This window comes from uncultured Bacteroides sp. (assembly GCF_905207245.1).
GTDB lineage: Bacteria > Bacteroidota > Bacteroidia > Bacteroidales > Bacteroidaceae > Bacteroides.
On record NZ_CAJLKP010000003.1, the window covers coordinates 85,370 to 104,577 of the forward strand.

At 44.1% G+C, this 19,208-nt stretch carries 13 protein-coding genes; 6 read left to right on the forward strand and 7 right to left on the reverse strand.

Annotated elements, in window-relative coordinates; translation table 11 throughout:
• Positions 1 to 25 precede the first annotated feature (25 nt).
• Together QZ135_RS01900 and murF are read left to right on the forward strand one after the other, a co-directional pair.
• A complete protein-coding gene (locus tag QZ135_RS01900) occupies positions 26 to 2,047 on the forward strand; it encodes a HAMP domain-containing sensor histidine kinase (protein WP_294605445.1) in 2,022 nt (673 codons plus the stop codon).
• 101 nt (positions 2,048 to 2,148) lie between these two features.
• Positions 2,149 to 3,447, forward strand: a complete 1,299-nt coding sequence (murF, locus tag QZ135_RS01905) for a UDP-N-acetylmuramoyl-tripeptide--D-alanyl-D-alanine ligase (protein ID WP_294605446.1) — start codon at positions 2,149 to 2,151, stop codon at positions 3,445 to 3,447.
• Here the strand turns inward: murF and QZ135_RS01910 are convergent, their stop codons facing one another.
• Positions 3,448 to 3,849 (reverse strand): VanZ family protein, encoded by a 402-nt coding sequence (locus QZ135_RS01910; RefSeq protein ID WP_294605448.1) that lies wholly within the window; start codon positions 3,847 to 3,849, stop codon positions 3,448 to 3,450.
• A gap of 104 nt (positions 3,850 to 3,953) precedes the next feature.
• Here QZ135_RS01910 and QZ135_RS01915 point away from each other — a divergent pair, with 104 nt between their 5' ends.
• From QZ135_RS01915 to QZ135_RS01925, 3 genes are all read left to right on the forward strand, one after another.
• A complete protein-coding gene (locus QZ135_RS01915) occupies positions 3,954 to 5,324 on the forward strand; it encodes a sodium-dependent transporter (RefSeq protein ID WP_294605450.1) in 1,371 nt (456 codons plus the stop codon).
• A 3-nt stretch (positions 5,325 to 5,327) separates the two neighbouring features.
• Positions 5,328 to 6,263, forward strand: coding sequence for a helix-hairpin-helix domain-containing protein (locus QZ135_RS01920; RefSeq protein ID WP_294605451.1), 936 nt, complete (start codon positions 5,328 to 5,330; stop codon positions 6,261 to 6,263).
• 323 nt (positions 6,264 to 6,586) lie between these two features.
• Complete coding sequence (locus tag QZ135_RS01925) at positions 6,587 to 6,775, forward strand: hypothetical protein (protein WP_294605453.1); 189 nt, start codon at positions 6,587 to 6,589, stop codon at positions 6,773 to 6,775.
• Between the two features lie 18 nt (positions 6,776 to 6,793).
• Here the strand turns inward: QZ135_RS01925 and QZ135_RS01930 are convergent, their stop codons facing one another.
• The 3 genes from QZ135_RS01930 to QZ135_RS01940 all read right to left on the reverse strand — a co-directional run bounded on the left by QZ135_RS01930 (position 6,794) and on the right by QZ135_RS01940 (position 10,419).
• Positions 6,794 to 7,453, reverse strand: coding sequence for an ABC transporter ATP-binding protein (locus QZ135_RS01930; protein ID WP_294605454.1), 660 nt, complete (start codon positions 7,451 to 7,453; stop codon positions 6,794 to 6,796).
• 107 nt (positions 7,454 to 7,560) lie between these two features.
• Positions 7,561 to 8,271, reverse strand: coding sequence for a tRNA threonylcarbamoyladenosine dehydratase (locus tag QZ135_RS01935; protein ID WP_294605455.1), 711 nt, complete (start codon positions 8,269 to 8,271; stop codon positions 7,561 to 7,563).
• A gap of 9 nt (positions 8,272 to 8,280) precedes the next feature.
• Entirely contained in the window at positions 8,281 to 10,419 is a 2,139-nt protein-coding gene (locus QZ135_RS01940; RefSeq protein WP_294605456.1) for a cation:proton antiporter, read from the reverse strand.
• A gap of 209 nt (positions 10,420 to 10,628) precedes the next feature.
• Here QZ135_RS01940 and QZ135_RS01945 point away from each other — a divergent pair, with 209 nt between their 5' ends.
• Positions 10,629 to 11,636, forward strand: a complete 1,008-nt coding sequence (locus tag QZ135_RS01945) for an aspartate-semialdehyde dehydrogenase (protein ID WP_294605457.1) — start codon at positions 10,629 to 10,631, stop codon at positions 11,634 to 11,636.
• 70 nt (positions 11,637 to 11,706) lie between these two features.
• On the opposite strand, the gene QZ135_RS01950 is transcribed toward QZ135_RS01945, so the two are convergent.
• The 3 genes from QZ135_RS01950 to QZ135_RS01960 form a co-directional block, all read right to left on the reverse strand.
• Positions 11,707 to 13,404: a RagB/SusD family nutrient uptake outer membrane protein gene (locus QZ135_RS01950; protein WP_294605516.1), complete on the reverse strand. Its 1,698-nt coding sequence runs from the start codon at positions 13,402 to 13,404 to the stop codon at positions 11,707 to 11,709.
• A 23-nt stretch (positions 13,405 to 13,427) separates the two neighbouring features.
• The gene (locus QZ135_RS01955; protein ID WP_294605459.1) at positions 13,428 to 16,817 is read right to left on the reverse strand and encodes a TonB-dependent receptor; all 3,390 of its coding nucleotides are present in this window, start codon (positions 16,815 to 16,817) and stop codon (positions 13,428 to 13,430) included.
• Between the two features lie 507 nt (positions 16,818 to 17,324).
• Positions 17,325 to 19,205, reverse strand: a complete 1,881-nt coding sequence (locus QZ135_RS01960; protein WP_294605461.1) for a RagB/SusD family nutrient uptake outer membrane protein — start codon at positions 19,203 to 19,205, stop codon at positions 17,325 to 17,327.
• Between the last annotated feature and the right edge of the window lie 3 nt (positions 19,206 to 19,208).

Below are 19,208 nucleotides of genomic sequence, written 5' to 3' on the forward strand. Positions count from 1 at the left end.
GCGGCAAGCGCATTAATAAATAATCATGAACGCAACAAGGATAGATTTATATCTCCTTACCGTTTTGCTCTGCCTCATTACATTATGCAACCTTCCAGCACAAGGACAGCAAAGAGACACGCAGAAAGAATACAATGTAGATAGCACATTATATGCTTATTATCTGCATTGCAAAGCTGAAATGAGTTCTCCTATTGTCATACAGATGTCAGACACTCTCTTTCAGATGGCAGTTCAGAGAAATGATCGACGCATGCAGGCTGTAGCATTATGCAATAAGCTGGACTTCTACTACTACCAAAGAACGCAAGGAGACAGCATTTTCCACTACGTAGACGTAGTAAAGGACTTCGCCCGAAAAACCCAACAACCCAAATATTACTATTTCGTATGGAGCAAGCGGCTCATCAACTTCCATATCAAGCAATACCAATATAATATTGCCCTGTATGAAGCGAACAAGATGATGAAAGAAGCTGAACAGGAAAAGTATATGGACGGCATAGCCGGCGCCTACAATGTTCTCAGTACAATTTACCAGTGCAAGAGATTATTCAACCTGGCTGTTGACAATAAAAAGAAAGAGATAGAAATTATTCTGAAATACAACCTAGACACATACAACCTAACCACTTCCTATTCAGTATTGACCAATCTTTATTGTGAATTGGGAGAAACCGGGAAAGCCTATGAAAACCTGCAAAAAAGCGCTTCATGCCTTTATAGCAGTACACAAGAGTTTTATCATTACGTCCGTGCCGCCCAGTATTATCTTGTCATTGAAGACTATTCCAAAGCTTGGGAATATATGGAGAAGGCAAAGAGCCTGTCCGATACTAAAAAAGAAGTAAGGAAAAATCTTCAGGAATATTATGAAGTCCTAAAGAGATATTATACGCAGACGAAACAATACGAAAAGGCACTGAAAACCCTAAACTATTCCCTCTCTACCTTTGGACAGAGTATGAAGGACAATATGGACGCAACGCTCAATTGCGCTTCAATATATTATAATATGGGTGACATGGCCAATGCCGCCAAATATTTCATGGAATATTATTTTCTGAATGATTCAGCTCAGATACATAATGAAGACATCACATCGGGAGAATTTTCCGCTATGCTCGGCGTGGAAGGATTGAAGTTGGAAAAAAGCGAATTGCAACAGCAAATGCAGCAACGTGACCTGGTAAACAAACAACGCATTATCATTTTCCTGATAGTATTACTGAGCCTCGGTTTCATTATTTTCTACCGCGAGCATCTCCTTAACGGACGCTTGCGCTTATCCCAGAAGCAACTTAGCGAAAAGAACAGAGAACTGCTCCTTTCCCAAGAAGCATTGAAATACGCTAAAGAACAGGCAGAAGACGGCAGCCGCATGAAATCGGAATTCATTCAGAACATGAGTCACGAAATACGTACACCGCTCAATTCCATTGTAGGCTTCTCACAAATTCTCAGTAGTTACTTTAGTGGCAACGACGATACGAAAGAGTATGCCCATATCATTGAGCAGAACAGCACCAACCTTCTGCAACTTGTCAATGACGTACTCGACCTTTCCTATCTGGATGGCGAACGGGAGATACCAGCACACACCATTGCAGATATCACAGGTGTCTGCCAAACCTGCATAGACCAGATACGGTTCAAACTCAAACCGGATGTGCAACTGATATTCACTCCTGAACGGGAAAACTTCATCATGCAGACAAATCCCGACCGTATCTCGCAGATATTAATGAATCTTCTGCAAAATGCAGCAAAGTTCACGCAGGAAGGCAGTGTCACCCTTACATACCATATCCGCGAAGAAGAGAAGATAATCCTGTTCAGTGTAGCCGACACGGGCATCGGCATCCCGACAGAGAAGCAGGAAGCCGTGTTTGAGCGTTTCACCAAACTGGATTCATTTGTTCCCGGCACAGGATTAGGTTTATCCATCAGCCGCATGATTGCCGAAAAGATGGGAGGCACTCTCCTTATAGACTCAACCTATACAACAGGTTGCCGCTTTATCCTAACTTTACCTTTGAAAGAATAAAAAACATTTTTGCCGTAAGCGTATCACCGTAACGGAGAATATCTATCTTTGCAACGTTTTAAAATAACAGAATATAACAACGTTTCAAAAAGGAGATAGTTATGGATATCACCGCTCTTTACAAGATATTTCTGGAATGCACCAGTGTAACAACCGACAGCCGCAACTGCCCTGAAGGTTCTTTATTCATTGCCCTAAAAGGCGACAGTTTCAATGGGAATGCCTTTGCAGCCAAAGCATTGGAATCAGGAAGTGCATACGCAGTAGTAGACGAAGCTGAACACGCTCCGGCAGGAGATTCACATTACATATTAGTAGACAATTGCCTGCATACGCTGCAACAACTAGCCAATCACCATCGTCGCCAACTGGGCACACGCCTCATCGGCATCACAGGTACCAATGGAAAAACCACCACCAAAGAATTGATGGCCGCTGTTCTTCTGCAAAAATACAATCTACTTTATACGCTGGGAAACCTGAATAACCATATCGGTGTCCCCCTCACTTTGCTACGCCTGAAGCCGGAGCATGAACTCGGTATCATAGAAATGGGTGCCAGCCATCCGGGAGACATCAAAGAATTAGTAGATATAGCTGAACCGGATTATGGCATCATCACCAATGTAGGCAAGGCACACCTGGAAGGTTTCGGTTCTTTCGAAGGAGTCATTAAAACCAAAGGTGAACTGTACGATTACCTCCGCGAGCGGAAAAGCTCTACAGTTTTCATTCATCACGACAACGCATACCTGAAAGAGATTGCCGGAGGATTAAACCTGATTTCTTATGGAAGCGAAGACGGATTGTATATCAGCGGACATGTGACGGGCAATTCTCCTTATCTGTCTTTTGAATGGAAAGCGGGCAAGGATGGTGAATGTCATGAAGTGCAGACCCAACTGATTGGTGAATATAACTTCCCGAATGCACTGGTTGCCGTCACCATCGGTCGTTTCTTCGATGTAGCCCCTGAAAAGATAAATATTGCTTTAGCAGACTATGCCCCACAGAATAATCGTTCGCAGTTGAAACGAACCGCAGATAATACGCTGATTATTGATGCATACAATGCTAACCCCACCAGTATGCAGGCTTCCATCAGTAACTTCCATAACATGAAAGTGGAAAATAAAATGCTGATATTGGGAGATATGAGGGAATTAGGGAAAGAGGGTCCCGAAGAACATCAGAAGATTGCAGATTTCCTCACGCAATGCGGTTTTGAAGACGTGATGCTGGTAGGCGACCAGTTTGCTGCTGCCAAACATCATTTCCCAACTTACCCGGATGCACGGGCAGTCATTGAGGTCTTACAGAAAAGCAGGCCTCACGGGAAAACCATCCTTATCAAAGGCTCCAATGGAATTAAACTGAATACGGTGGTTGATTATTTATAATCAATCACCACTAACCCTCTTCATCATCCACGGACGCAACACAAAGTAGCCTATCAGCGAAGCGATAATCGCTCCTGTAGTATTCGCAGCAAAATCCAACCAGTCACCGCCACGGTAAGTGGTGCAATATTCCTGCAACAGCTCTACTATTCCGCTGAACAGCACAGGACATACAAAAGCTCCCACCCATGCATGCCACAAAGGAGAATCACTTTTCCGGTGTGCCCTGAGAAACTCCAGCCATAACATGCCGGACATACCCATATACATACAAATATGTACAATTTTATCAATATTAGGAATCGTGTTCAGTTCAGTCGTCGGCGGCTTAAAAAACGACAAATAAATCACCGTCAGTATAATCAGCAACGACACCGGATATTTCTTAATATAGTATAGCATATTTCAATTTATGAACGATTTGTGGGCAAAAGTACAGAACATTTTCTATATTTGCATGTTTTAGTAGAGAATAATAACGAAATGAAAGAATAATCAACTTTTTTATGACTAAAAATGACAGAGCCAACTTTGGAAGTAAATTAGGCGTCATACTTGCTTCAGCAGGTTCCGCAGTCGGTTTGGGTAACATATGGCGGTTTCCCTACGAGACAGGCAATCACGGCGGTGCTGCGTTTATTCTCATCTACTTAGCATGCGTACTTATTTTAGGAATCCCCATCATGGTATCCGAATTCCTCATCGGACGTCACTCACGCGCCAACACAGCGGGAGCTTACCAAAAACTGGCACCGGGCACGCATTGGCGTTGGGTAGGGCGTATGGGTGTATTGGCGGGATTTCTGATTCTGAGTTATTATTCCGTAGTGGCAGGCTGGACGTTGGAATTCATTGGAGAAGCCGTCACCGACAACTTTGCCGGAAAAACGGCAGCCGATTATATCCATACATTCGATTCTTTTTCTACGAACTCCTGGCGACCGGTTATCTGGCTCGTACTCTTCCTCCTTGCCACCCACTTCATCATCGTGAAAGGAGTGGAAAAGGGTATTGAGAAATCTGCCAAGATTATGATGCCGATGCTGTTTATTCTGTTAATCATATTGGCGGCATGTTCCATATCACTGCCAGGCTCGGGCGCAGGTTTAGAGTTTCTTCTGAAACCGGAATGGGATAAGGTGAATGCGAACGTATTCTTAAGTGCCATGGGACAAGCCTTTTTCTCTTTAAGTCTGGGAATGGGATGCCTTTGTACCTATGCATCTTACTTCAAAAAAGACACGAATCTGACAAAGACAGCTTTCAGCGTCAGCATCATCGATACATTCGTTGCAATATTGGCAGGGCTCATCATCTTCCCGGCAGCCTTCTCGGTAGGCATCCAGCCCGATGCAGGTCCGAGCCTCATTTTCATTACATTGCCGAATGTATTCCAGCAGGCATTTAGCGGTATACCTCTATTGGCATATATATTCTCTGTAATGTTCTACGTTCTTCTGGCGGTTGCTGCACTTACTTCTACCATCTCCATGCACGAAGTGGTGACAGCTTATCTGCATGAAGAATTCCATCTGAGCCGGAAGCGTGCGGCAAGTTTCGTGACAGGCGGTTGTATGTTTCTGGGTATCTTATGTTCGCTCTCATTGGGAGTGGGCAAAGACTACACTATATTCGGTTTGAACTTATTTAACCTGTTCGACTTTGTCACGGCCAAGATTATGTTGCCGTTAGGTGGTTTATGTATTTCCATATTCACCGGTTGGTATCTGAATAAGAAGATAGTTTGGGAAGAAGTCAGCAACAACGGAACGCTGAAAGTGACGTTCTACAAAGTGTTGATATTCATATTGAAGTTTATAGCTCCGATAGCAATTTCCCTCATCTTCATCAAAGAACTGGGCTTCCTGAAATTGTAGGAGATGCAAAATCCACTTAAAGATTTCTTTTACTTCTCCCGGGGAGAAAGGCGAGGCATCCTGATACTCATAGCAGCAACAGGCATCGTTCTTCTCTCCGGGTATCTTATATCTGCCTGGCAACATAGAGACAATGTCTCTCCGGCTGATATAGCCGAACAAGCTGCTGCCCGGCAGGAATACGAAGAATTCATAGCCTCACTGGAAGAAAAGGAACACCCCAAAAGAAGATGGACACACACATCTTATGAACAAAAAGAAGCAGAAATACCTGTAGTCTTGGCTCCCTTCAACCCCAACAGAGCAGATTCAATGGCATTCCGGCATTTGGGTTTGCCTGCCTGGATGGTTAAAAACATCCTGCACTACCGTTCCAAAGGTGGTAAGTTCCGGAAACCGGAAGATTTCAAAAAGATATATGGCATGACGGAAGAGCAATATTCCAGTCTTTCACCTTATATATATATTGCTCCGGAAGATACGGCACGCAACGCACCGCAGTTATACATTCCCCAACCTGCACAGGTAGAAAATATGAAGTATGCCTCCGGCACTGTAATCGACCTGAACCTTGCCGACACCACCGAACTAAAGAAGATACCTGGTATCGGGAGTGGCATAGCCCGGCTAATTGTTGGCTACAGACAGCGGTTAGGTGGGTTCTATCAGATAGAGCAGTTAAAGGACATACACCTTGATACCCGGCAATTACAAGCATGGTTCAGCATCAAATCGACGGACATTCATCACATCAATCTGAACCGCAGCAGTGTGGACAGACTACGCTCCCATCCGTATATCAACTTTTACCAAGCCAAAGCAATAATAGAATACCGCAAGAAAAAGGGCTCGCTAACGAGCCTCAAACCTTTCACCCTTTATGAGGAATTTACAGAAGCCGATTTAGAAAGAATCAGTCATTATGTTTGCTTTGAGTAACGCATTGAATGAAATAATTTGCCCGTTTCTGTACGGTTATGAATTAGTTGACGAGGGGACAAGTTAACAAGGGAACAAGGTTCCATGCGGCACAGAGGCATTGCGCAGCCCCTTGTCCCCTTGTCAACTCGTATCCTTGTTTCCTTCTCTTCTGCACGGATATGAATTTCCCTCAACAACTAACTCCTTTCTCAGGCATTCCTATGCTTTTTTCCTTCCAACAGTAAGTCTTTTCCATCCGGATACTTATTCTTTCCACCATGGTGGAAAGAATAAATGCTTGCTACGATTTTCCTTAGCCATCGCAGCAAAAAGAGATAAAAGTGGCGATACAGCAGCTTAAGTTCCGGGAAAGCAACAAGATAGTACAGACGTGGAACAACCAGAAAGACTGGCAGATGTTCCTTGCCAACCTATCCTATAATTTCTCCTTCGGACGTACATTTAAAGGAATACAGAGGAAGGTGGATAACAGTGAGAATGATTCGGGAGTGATGAGCACAGGGAAATAAGAGGATACAAATCCTCTTCTACATTTCCTTGTTGATTTCCCCGTCCACCATGTGCACCGTGCGGTCTGTAATCTGTGCCAATCCTTCATCGTGGGTGACAATGACAAACGTTTGTCCCAAACGGTTGCGAAGGTCGAAGAAAAGCTGATGCAGTTCTTCCTTATTATGTGTATCCAGGCTACCCGAAGGTTCGTCAGCCAATACCACAGCCGGATGATTGATAAGAGCACGGGCTACAGCCACACGTTGCTTCTCTCCACCGGAAAGTTCGTTTGGCTTATGTTCGGCACGGTCTGACAGCCCCATGAACTCAAGTAATTCCAATGCGGAGGCTGTAGCCTCTTTCTGCCCCGCACCGGCAATGAAAGCAGGAATCATCACATTCTCCAATGCGGTAAATTCCGGCAAGAGTTGATGAAACTGGAATACGAAGCCGATATGCTTGTTGCGAAAGGCAGATAATTCTTTTTCCTTCATTCGGCTCACCAGAGTGCCGTCAATGGTTACCGTTCCGCTATCGGGAGCATCCAATGTTCCCATTATCTGAAGCAAAGTAGTCTTCCCGGCACCACTCGGCCCGACAATACTGACAATCTCTCCTTTATCTATATCCAGGTCAATCCCCCGCAGAACTTGCAGGCTACCGAAACTCTTGGTTATTCCTTCTAACTGTATCATACCTATTTTAATGAAGAATGAAGAACTAAAAATGAAGAATAACCTTTCAGCACACTTTTACAGCGCAGCCAAATTCTTCATTCTTCATTTTTAGTTCTTCATCCTATTTATAATTTCTTCAACACATATTCCGCAAGATAACATCCGAAAACCGCCGGCATATAACTGACTGTTCCGCACGTCGATTTCTTATTCATTTCATCCTCCGTCAGCAACACCGCCTTCGGGTCTGCCTGCTCCGTGCTGAACACCACCGGCAGTTTACGCTTAATCCCCATTTTTTGTAACCGTTTCCTTACGGCTTTACTTAATCCGCAGTGGTAAGTGTCCCATATATCGGCAAAACGAACCTGAGTAATATCACTCTTTGCACCGGCCCCCATGCTGGAAACTATCTTCATGCGGCGTTGCAAGGTTTCCGCTATCAAATGGCACTTCGGAGCCAACGTATCGATGGCATCCACTACAAAATCATAAGACGCCGTATCCAGCAGTTCGGGAATATTTTCATCTTTCAGAAATACAGGTAGCACCGTCAGTTCAATCTCCGGATTAATATCCCGAAAACGTTTCTCCAATATCTCCGCCTTGCTTTGCCCCAATGTGGAATGTAAAGCCGGAAGCTGGCGGTTGATATTTGTAGGTTGCACCGTATCCGCATCCACAATTGTCATATGTCCCACTCCGGCACGGCAAAGCATTTCCGCCGCATATGCCCCTACTCCACCCAGACCGACAACAAGCACATGCGCTTGCCGCAGCCGTTCCATCTTCTCATCCCCCAACAGGAGTTGTGTCCTCTGCCTCCAATCTTCCATCCTTACTAATTACTTATCACTTTTTCTGAACCACTTATAGAACCACTTACCCACCTTTTCGTAGTGCTGATCCTCATTGTTTCCACGAGGGTTGGAGAAAGATAACATATCCTGCGGCTCTCCCAACTGGTCGGGATAAAGCACTATCAAACTATTGTTGGCAAAATATTTTCCTAATTGGGCAGGAAGTCTTTCAAACGTCGGGTCATAGGAAATAGAACCACGACGAGCACTTATTATTACCAATAAGTGATCGTAATTCACTTGTCCGGTCAGCAACAGCAGGTCGCCCCAATCATCCAGGCGGGAGAAATCTGTCAATGTTGTACTATACCGTTTCTTCATCAGCATTTGCAGAAGTCCGGTTGTTTCTTCATTGGCAAAGAAATGCACCCGGCATCCTAACATATTTCCCATACGGCAGAAGTGTTCCACCCACTTCTGGAAACCTGCCTCATATTCCGCTTTCGGTGGAACGGCAATATTAATCCTTCGTATCGTATTAATCGGCATCAGGAGTTTGGCAATCATCACTTCCCGGTGCAAGCCTTTCAGCAAGTTCTCCGCCAGCATACCAAAGAAAGAGTCCACGATATTCACTTTCCGGTGCAGACCTATAATAACATCCGTCACCTCGTGTTCTTTAGCCGTATGGATAATACCTGAGGCAATGTTCAAGTCATAACGGCTAATCAGTTTCAACGGGACATCTGCTGATGCCGCTATCATCGCCGCCTTCTCCAGATTGCGCTTTCCGCGAATCTCCAGAGCTTCCGAAGCATTATTATCATTAATCACGTTCAAAGCCAACATATTATCCCTTTGCTTCGGGTCACGTATCACCAGCGACAAGTTTATGAGGTCTTCAATCGTATCCGGATTAGCAACCGGTATCAGAATCTTCTCTAACTCCGCCGGACGATTCTCTTCCTCCAAGTGCGCCTCATCAATGGCTATTTTACGGGCGGCACGCTCAGTAATGAACGAACTCACCACACAGGTAACAAGAATCAGCAGCACCGTGCCGTTCAGGACATCGTCATTCAGCAAACGTTCACCATTAGGCAGTATAATGTTATATCCGACCAACACCGCCGCCAGCGTAGCCGCAGCTTGTGCATTACTCAACCCATACATCAACTCTCGTTCAATGGCTCCCATCTTATATATTTTCTGCGTCAGCCAGCACGCTATCCACTTACCCGTCAACGCAACTACAATCATCACCCCCGCCACTTTCAACGCATTGCCATGACCGAAAATCACATGTATGTCAATCATCATTCCCACCCCAATCAGGAAATAGGGAATGAAAAGCGCATTGCCCACAAACTCCAGATGGTTCATTAACGGAGAGACATGCGGAATAAGCCGGTTCAGTACCAGACCGGCAAGGAAAGCACCAAGAATACCTTCCATCCCGACAAATTCCATCAACCCCGCTCCCAGGAACACCATGGCAAGCACAAAGATGAATTGCATCACATTGTCATCATAACGACGGAAGAACCAACGACCGATGCGAGGGAAGAAATACATAATCAGCCCGCCCAGGAAGATGACCTTGACAACCAGCCATAGCCAGAACAACCCACCGGATTCACCCTTAAACATACCCCCTACTACTGCCAGTACCAACAACGTAAGCGTATCCGTTACAGCCGTGCCACCTACCGCAATACTCACACTGCGGTGCCGGGACACGCCATACCGGATAACAATAGGATACGCCACCAACGTATGCGACGCGTACATACTCGCCAACAGAACAGAAGTTATGAAGCTATATTTCAGATAGGCCATATTTGTCACCAAACCAATCCCTATCGGAATGATGAATGCCAGTAATCCCAGCACTACGGCCTTTCCACGATTCTGTTTGAAGTCCGACATATTCATTTCGAGGCCAGCCAGAAACATAATATAATATAGTCCTACCTTACCGAACAACTCGAAACTGCTATCCCTTGCCAGAATATTGAACCCATGCTCACCAATCACCAATCCCGCCAGTATCATGCCGATGATATGTGGAATACGGAGCCTGTTCAACAAAATGGGAGCAAAGAGTATGATGAGGAGTACAAGGAGAAATATCCATGTAGGGTCAGTAATCGGAAGTTTCAGACTGAAGTCAAATAAGTCCATGGGCTTCAAGTTTTAGGTTTACGATGCAAAATAACAAAAAACTTTTCATTTTATGCGTTGTCATACAGCAAATTGTTATAAATTTGCAGCCAATTCTATCAAATGTGAGTTAACAAGGATTAGAGATACAGGTTGACAAGGCTGCCTCGTTCCCTTTCTTTTTCCTCGTCAACTCGTCAATTTAATTTATAAACTAAAAACAAAAGAAAATGAAAGTAGCTATTGTTGGAGCAAGCGGAGCCGTGGGACAAGAATTCCTGCGTGTGCTCGATGAAAGGAATTTCCCGTTGGATGAGTTAGTGTTGTTCGGTTCTAAACGCAGTGCCGGAACAAAATACACCTTCCGCGGTAAACAGATCGAGGTAAAACTCTTGCAACACAACGATGACTTTAAAGGGGTTGATATCGCTTTCACTTCCGCAGGCGCTGGTACCTCTAAAGAGTATGCCGAGACCATCACCAAATATGGTGCTGTGATGATTGACAACTCCAGTGCTTTCCGCATGGATAATGATGTGCCTTTGGTAGTGCCCGAGGTAAATGCAGCCGACGCCAAAGACCGTCCGCGCGGCATCATTGCCAACCCTAACTGTACCACTATCCAAATGGTAGTGGCGCTGAAAGCCATCGAACAGCTTTCTCATATAAAGACCGTACACGTTTCTACATATCAGGCTGCCAGCGGTGCCGGTGCTGCTGCTATGGACGAGCTGTACACGCAATACCGTCAGGTATTGGCAGGTGAACCTGTCACTGTCGAGAAGTTTGCTTACCAGTTGGCATTCAACCTCATTCCCCAAATTGATGTATTCACCGAAAACGGATACACCAAGGAAGAAATGAAGATGTATCACGAAACGCGCAAGATTATGCACACCGACATTAAGGTAAGTGCTACTTGTGTACGTGTTCCTGCCCTTCGCTCCCACTCTGAAAGCATCTGGGTAGAAACAGAGCGTCCTATCTCGGTGGAAGAAGCGCGTGAAGCTTTCGCAAAAGGTGACGGTCTGGTGTTGCAGGATAATCCGGCAGAAAAGGAATACCCGATGCCGTTGTTCCTTGCAGGCAAAGATCCCGTTTACGTGGGGCGTATCCGTAAGGACCTGACTAATGAGAACGGGCTGACTTTCTGGATTGTGGGCGACCAAATCAAGAAGGGCGCTGCACTGAATGCAGTACAGATTGCAGAATATCTGGTAAAGGAGAATGCGGTTTAAAAAACAATCATTCATATTACAATAAATAAAAAAGGGGACTGCTTCAGTGAATGAGCAGCCCCCTTTTTATTTATTTCCAGTTAGGATTCTGTTGCATATTAGGGTTCAGAGTCAACTGTGTTGTAGGTATCGGATAGAAATAATGTTTGGCTTCATACGTACGTGGTTGGTTAAGAGTGTTTGAACCAATCATATATCCATCACTATTAATGTCAATTTCCGGATTTTCTACATTTTTCATGTTAGCTCCGAGATAGATAGTAGGATTCTTGGAAGAATCAAGCAAATCGAGCTTATGCCAACGAATCAAATCCCAGTAGCGTGTCCAATTATCACACATCAATTCACAACGGCGACAACGGCGGATTTCCCAAATCAAATTGCTAACACCCATATTATTGGCCGGATCGGCTTCCGGTTGAGTAGTCATAGCGGGCAATCCGGCACGAGCCTGCAATTTATTGATGGAGTTGTCCAGGTCAGCCTGTGTCAATGTTCCAAGTTCAGCCTTAGCCTCAGCAAAGTTCAGATAGACCACAGACAGCCAATAGAGTGGACAGTCTGTGTACTGCTTATTAATACTGTTACGGTCGCTTACGCTTAGCTCAGTCGTATTATCGTATTTAGCTATACCATAACCGGTAGTGGAGGTAAACGCTGCAACTCCGGCACGGCTATAAGCACTACCTTTGAAACACAATACAGGGTCGAGGGTAACCGCCAATCGTTTGTCGCGAACAGCAAGAACAGATTCAAGACTATATTTACCATCTGCATCTTTGACTGCAGCATCATTAGTATCCATTGTAGTGGTTGCTTTAGGTTTGCCGTCAAGGAACAGATAACTGTCGAAGGCATTCTTAGTCATACCGCTGGTTCCACTTGTATTGACAGTGTAGTCAATGGTGGAATGCATAAAGGTATTCTGTGAATAAGGCTTGTAGAAAATCATCTCAGGATTAGAAGCCAGCGACACAGAATTGTAATTTTCCTGATAGCTCGGATTCAACGAATATCCTTTCGCCATCAATGCCTCACAAGCTGATACGCACTCACGCAAGTACTTCTCAGCACGAGTGTTGTCGGCTGCTTTACCGGCATTGTCATTGGCATTGCGATACTTACAATAGGTGCCTTCATACAACGTGATGTCAGCTTTCATGGCCAGTGCCATGTCGGCAGTGAAGCGTTGCTTATTGGTACCCGTAATTGTAGTGGTAGCATAGTTCAAATCTTCAAGCACATTGTCCATTACAACATCACGATCCGTACGTGGTCCATAAACTACATCTTTGTCTGCCGGGTCTACAACTGTAGTTATCCACTGTACATCACCATACATGCGAACCAATTGATAATATTGCCATGCCCGGTTTAAGCGTGCCAGACCTTCATAATTAGCTTTCACTGCATCATCAAGCGTAGATGTTTGCAATCCTTCGATGATATAATTAGCACGGCGGATTTCAGTAAAAGGAGCAGACCAGTTTGTAGAAGTAGCAACTACACTTGTGTAAGTCCAGACGGTTGACTGATAGTCCACCTGGTCATCGCTCAGCGTCTTAAAATAGAACCAACCGCCACCGCTGCCATTTCCATAACCCGAGTAATTGTTATAGAACGTATTGCATTGGTTGTCAAGGTTGCTTGTATTGCTCCAATATGCAGAAGTATTGGTAAAGGCATCCAGAGGTGCCTTGTCGAGAAAGTCATTACAACTCGTCAAGCCCATCAATACTATTGTTGCGTATATGAATATTTTTTTCATCATTCTTATTGTTTTAATGGTTATTATAAGGTTACCTGAATACCGAATGAGAAGGTACGGGTGATAGGAGTCGTACGTCCCCAGCCACCATAAGAGAGACCGTCACCAGTGCTGATTTCCGGGTCAACGGGGAGGTCACTACCCTTGTAAAGCAAGAAGAGGTTACTACCGCTAAAGTAGATGCGCGCCTTTTCGATGAAAGCTTTGCGGGTCCATTCCTTCGGCAAAGTATAACCGAGGGTTACATTCTTTAGACGAAGATAGGACATGTCGGTCAAGTAACGGCTTTGCGGATAGTAGTTGTTAGAACCGTTTGCAATGCCCGATACGGTACCTTTTGCTTCATTACCCGGATATAAACGGGGATAGGTATTATTCTGGTTGATTTCATAACCGGTAATCGTTTTCCAATCATCAGTATAGAGCACTCTGTTATAGCTTGTCTGGTTATCATAAATAGCCAAGTCGGCTGCACGCATCATCGGGAAATTCAGAGAAGAAATAGTCCAATCGGAACGTTTACCCACGCCTTGGAAGAACAAGTCCAAGTCGATGCCTTTCCAACTGCCACCAAGGTGGAAAGCATATTCGTAACGAGGAAGTGAATTACCGATAACCTTCAAGTCACCGTGGTCGTCAGCGGTTCCTTTTCCACCGTCAATTGCACCGCTTCCATCCAAATCTTTGAACTTAATATCGCCCGGACCATAGTGGAATGGAGCCCGTTCAAGTGCACTCTGATTGGCAATACCCGATTTATAGTTCCAGCTACCATCTGCATTCTGACCGGCAAAGTCTGATTCTTCAAAGTAACGGTCTGTTTCGAATCCCCAGATGTCCCCATAATTCTTACCCGAATAATAAGAACTGAGCAGTTTAGAGTCATCACTCCACTTCGTCACTTTTGTCTTGGAGTCACTAAGATTGAAGTTGGCATACACATTGAATTCACCGAATTTACGATGCCAATCGAGGTTCAACTCCCATCCACGTGTGCGCAGAGTACCGGCATTATCGTAAGGAGCAGTAGCGCCTACACTGTTTGGCAGAACCTGAGCAGGAGCAAGCATATCACGGTTTTCACGTTGATACCAATCGAATCCTACGGTAAGTTCATTGTTCAGGAAACCCAAATCGATACCAATATCAGTGGTGCGGATACGTTCCCAAGTGAGAGATTTCGACACCAGTTTAGGCATATTGTATTGAGTCAGTCTATTGGCGTTAGCCCCATTGCCGTCTACCCAATAAATATATCCTGAAGCAGATGTATTTTCACGTTGGGTAATCATTGCTTCGAACATATAGTCGCCGATGGCTTCATTTCCGATTTCACCATAAGATGCACGCAACTTACCATTGCTGATAACTTTTTTCAGCGGTGCAAAGAAAGCTTCTTCAGAGAAACGGTAACCGATAGAAGCAGAAGGAAAGAAAGCCCACTGATCAGTATGCGGGAATCTGGAAGAACCGTCGTAACGTCCGTTCAACTCCAACAAGTAGATGCCCTTGTAGTCATAATTAATACGCCCGAAGTAACCGGCTGATGCACGGGAAGTGTGCGACCAGTTTATTTGTTGTCCATCCTGGCTCGCCAAGTTCAATTCGGGATATGCTTCATCATACAGCCCTTTGCGGTATCCATACAGATAAGTATAATCTACCTCTTCCGCATTGGCACCAACCATTACATTCAGATTGTGAGCCTTGGCAAAAGTCTTGGCGTAGTTGGCATACACATTCAGCGTCCAGGTATTCTGCTTGGAATTATCCCGCCAGATTGCCGAGTTGCTCTTAGTTACAATGTATTTAGGAGTAGGCATTCCCGACCAGTCAACACCATAAACCGAGAAATCTTCCGAACCACTATTCAGGTTCTGAATAGCATAAGTGAAATCTGCATTCAGAGTTAAACCCTTCACAATCTCAGCTTTCAGGAATGCATTCATACGGGTGAGATCAGTGATTTCCCGACGGTCGGACGCCTGCTTACGCATGGCCATAAGACGGGTGTCATAACCATCGATAGTACCTGAAGGAATAAAGAACGAACCCCAGCGCCAAAGAGTCTGGTAAGTACTACTGTAGACATCAGGACGCTGATAAGCCTTACGAGAGTAGTTGACACGTGCACCTACTTGCAACCAATCGTACAGGTTGGTAGTTACATTCACCGATACATTATACTTTTTCAGTTCATCGGGACGTACTTTCATGATACCTTCTTTCTCGTCATAACCAAAAGAAAGATAGTAATTAGTCTTTCCGGAAGTTCCCTGAACAGAAATGTTGTGGCTCTGCGAAGGAGCAGCTTTGCTATAATAGATATCCTGAACATCCCAGTCGGCATAATAGTAAGGAGTTCCGTCGATTATTGCATAATCACCAACATTACTGTCACTCTGATAAGGCCTCATTTCACCATATTTCAGTTTTCCACGGTTCTGCTGTGCCCATCTTTGAGCATAAGGTAACAATTTATCGAAATACATACCGAAGAGTTCAACTTCATATTGATTGGCATTAGCTTTGGCCTCCAGTGCGGAAAGAAGCTGAGTGGGAACATCCGGGAAATTGGGCAAGTAAGTTGCCTGATCCCAAGCGAAGTTATTGCTATAATTAATGGTAACCTTTTCCGTCGGTTTGGCACTCTTTGTGTTAATCAAGATAACACCAAAAGCCGCGCGCGTACCATAAATAGAGGTAGAAGCAGCATCTTTCAATACAGAAATACTTTCAATATCCTGCGTATTCAAGAAAGATATATCATCCATCGGAACGCCATCCACCACAATCAACGGATTACTCTTTTCGGAGTTACTCAACGTACCCACACCACGAATACGCATCGAGGCGCTTCCATTGATATCACCATTTTCCGTGGTGATACTCAAACCGGGAACCGCACCTTGCAATGCTTTGGATACATCTTGTTGAGGACGGCCTGCCATAGTCTTATTCAAGTCTACAGTGGTCACTGCCCCTGTCAAGTTAGCTTTCTTCTGTACACCATAACCAACCACTACCACTTCATCTAATAATTCAGTATCTTCTTTTAAGATGATTCTCATAGTTGAGGTTGCCTTTACTTCTTGTGATTGGTAGCCAATAAATGATATTTTTAAAGTAGCGCCCGACTTAACACTCAAAGTAAACTTACCGTCAACGTTGGTTACAATTCCATTAGTAGTACCTTTTTCCACCACACTGGCACCGATAATAGGCTCGCCTGCCACATCTACAACCAAACCAGTAACGGTAATAGATTGCATTTGCTCTGTTACTTCTGAAACATTGTCCGAGGCAGTTGGAGCAGCCATTACGTTACCGCTACTTAAGAACAGTGCACTTATTGCTACTGCCGTGAGGAACCTATTGTTAGTTAGTCCTCGTTTTTTGCGATCTTCATTCATAAAAAGATTGATGATTTTGTTATTAATTAAATAGTTCTCTCTAAAAATTAGGGCAAGGATAGTCAGTATAGGAATAGCTTTAGCTATTTCTTCTGTTAGACAAGTTTCTGTTCCATAGGCGTTTTCTATATTTATAGGTTTAACTTATATTTTATCTCTCTTGTTCTTTTTAGATATATACCAAGTTCCAAGAGAACATTGCTGAGTTTCCAATGGTAATAATATGCAACTTAAAAGGCTTTCATTCTTTACTTAAATAATAAGATGAGACGGATGAATCGGGCAGAAAATGCTGATGCTAATTAGATGACCATTTAATTAATGATCACCTAATTAGCTATAATCATATTATTTGCAATGTTGAAAAAAACATGATAGGCTTTGCTTTGAATGGTTTCGGAAAGAAGGAGTTTATTGCTAAAGCCAAGTGAAGTTTGAATAAAAAGCGCCCACCTTTCACTCTGTTTTGTGAAAAGCGGGCGCTTGCCAGTTAACTAATAAAATGTACTATTCTTCCCAGCCTTTTGTTTGGCTCAATGTATAGCCTTTTTCCTTATACTGGTTAATCTGAGCACGTCCAATCGGTGCCAAATAAGAACGTTCCGTAAATCCATCACGATTAGAAGCATTTAGCGGCAAATAAAAACCTACCAATGCATCACCATTTGTTCCATCATAAGTAATAATTGTACCATCTTCTTTCATTACTTGTCTCTTGGGCCATGTACCATCCTTATTTTTGTCCAGATAACTGGGAACTTCTTCCTTGATGTTTACCCACAATCCTAACTTCGTATCAGGATAAGTTGCATTATCCATGTAATGGAGTTTTTTCCAGCGTTTCAAATCTAATATACGTGAATGCTCAAAAACAAATTCCATACGACGTTCGCGGCGGATTTCCCAAATCAACGGATCAACTTCATAATCTCCGGTAACCTTAACACTTCCCTTATCTCTAGCCGGGTCAAAGTCTGCTGTAATATCTGCCAATTTCATAGGAGCAGTTTGCTCGACACCATTATCTACAGCAGGTTTATCCAAAGGACGGCTACGCAATTTATTTACCGATATATCAATATCACCCTGCGTTACCTTCTCACCGCCATAGCTCAAAGCCAATTCTGCTTTAGCTTCCAGCCAGTTCAACAGAACTTCTGAATAACGCATCACCGGATAATCATTCGTATTAGTCATACTTGCATAAATTGCAACAGAACTAGGATCGGCCAGTGAAGGACCTACACGGTCGATGAACTTAGTTGCATACAGCAATGTGGCAGACTCGATCTTGGCCTTATTGGCAAAAGTTGCTTCAAAGCGTGGATCACGTGTTTTAATCATGTGTGCAATGTCCAACACATCAGCATCTTCCACGTCGGATGCCAAGTAAGGTTTACCATCATTGCAAAGGAATGATTTTGCCAATGCCAAATTAGAAGCTGGTGATTGACTTTCTTGTCCGTTAGAATATGAAGCAACATGGTGTGTTACACTCAAAGCTGCATCATAATGGCGATACATTAACACTTCCTTGTGTCCTTTCAAGTCTTGCGCACCAAACAAACCGCGGAACTCGCTGCTTATCTCCCACTTACCGGAAGCTATAATCAAGTCAGCGGCATCACGTGCCATTTCCAGATACTTCTTTGCTAAAGCCTGGTCGCCATTGTGGTATTTCTGCCAAGTTCCCTCAAACAACATCAGACGACTGATGAAACCGGCAGCAATATAGCGGTTCAAGTATTGAGCACCATCATCCAGACGCAGATTCTGCAACGCATATTCAAAGTCTGAATATACTTTGTCCATTACTTCTGCACGAGGAGAGCGATTCTTGAACATTTCTTTTTCATCGGACTCGCTGAACACCTTGTCATAATAAGGAACATCGCCAAATACACATACCAAACGACAATACTCGAAGCCGCGGAAAAAGCGTGCTACTGCACTCCAATGTTTATAAGTGTCTTCGGTTATTTTCGGTTTAGCAACCGTTTCAATGCGGTCGAGGAAAAGATTGGCTTTGCGAACCCAGGCGAAGTTCCAACTTGAACCGGCAAAGGCAGAACCTAACCATGCTACCTCCTCCGCGCTACCGCCACGGCTGGAAGGAATTGCATTCTCAAATGAACTTTGCTTACCTGTGGTAGCTACGTCGTCAGAGAAGTTGTAACCACGCAAAGGAGCATAAGCGGTACCCCAGCTACTGTTGTATCCGACAAAATAGTTAGTATAAAAACCGTTTCCAAACAAACGAAGGTCCGTTTCATTTCTCCAATAATTGTCATCCTGCGGGTTGTTCAACTGCGGACGATCCAACACATCGTCACAACTGGCAAACATTAGTGCCGCAGCTGAGAATAATGCAAATATATATTTTTTCATATT

Excerpts from the sequence above, each read along its gene's own strand:
- QZ135_RS01900 (WP_294605445.1), top strand. The coding sequence starts at position 26 with ATGAACGCAACAAGGATAGATTTATATCTCCTTACCGTTTTGCTCTGC.
- murF (WP_294605446.1), top strand. The coding sequence starts at position 2,149 with ATGGATATCACCGCTCTTTACAAGATATTTCTGGAATGCACCAGTGTA.
- QZ135_RS01910 (WP_294605448.1), bottom strand. The coding sequence starts at position 3,849 with ATGCTATACTATATTAAGAAATATCCGGTGTCGTTGCTGATTATACTG.
- QZ135_RS01915 (WP_294605450.1), top strand. The coding sequence starts at position 3,954 with ATGACTAAAAATGACAGAGCCAACTTTGGAAGTAAATTAGGCGTCATA.
- QZ135_RS01920 (WP_294605451.1), top strand. The coding sequence starts at position 5,328 with ATGCAAAATCCACTTAAAGATTTCTTTTACTTCTCCCGGGGAGAAAGG.
- QZ135_RS01930 (WP_294605454.1), bottom strand. The coding sequence starts at position 7,453 with ATGATACAGTTAGAAGGAATAACCAAGAGTTTCGGTAGCCTGCAAGTT.
- QZ135_RS01935 (WP_294605455.1), bottom strand. The coding sequence starts at position 8,271 with ATGGAAGATTGGAGGCAGAGGACACAACTCCTGTTGGGGGATGAGAAG.
- QZ135_RS01940 (WP_294605456.1), bottom strand. The coding sequence starts at position 10,419 with ATGGACTTATTTGACTTCAGTCTGAAACTTCCGATTACTGACCCTACA.
- QZ135_RS01945 (WP_294605457.1), top strand. The coding sequence starts at position 10,629 with ATGAAAGTAGCTATTGTTGGAGCAAGCGGAGCCGTGGGACAAGAATTC.
- QZ135_RS01950 (WP_294605516.1), bottom strand. The coding sequence starts at position 13,404 with ATGAAAAAAATATTCATATACGCAACAATAGTATTGATGGGCTTGACG.
- QZ135_RS01955 (WP_294605459.1), bottom strand. The coding sequence starts at position 16,817 with ATGAATGAAGATCGCAAAAAACGAGGACTAACTAACAATAGGTTCCTC.
- QZ135_RS01960 (WP_294605461.1), bottom strand. The coding sequence starts at position 19,205 with ATGAAAAAATATATATTTGCATTATTCTCAGCTGCGGCACTAATGTTT.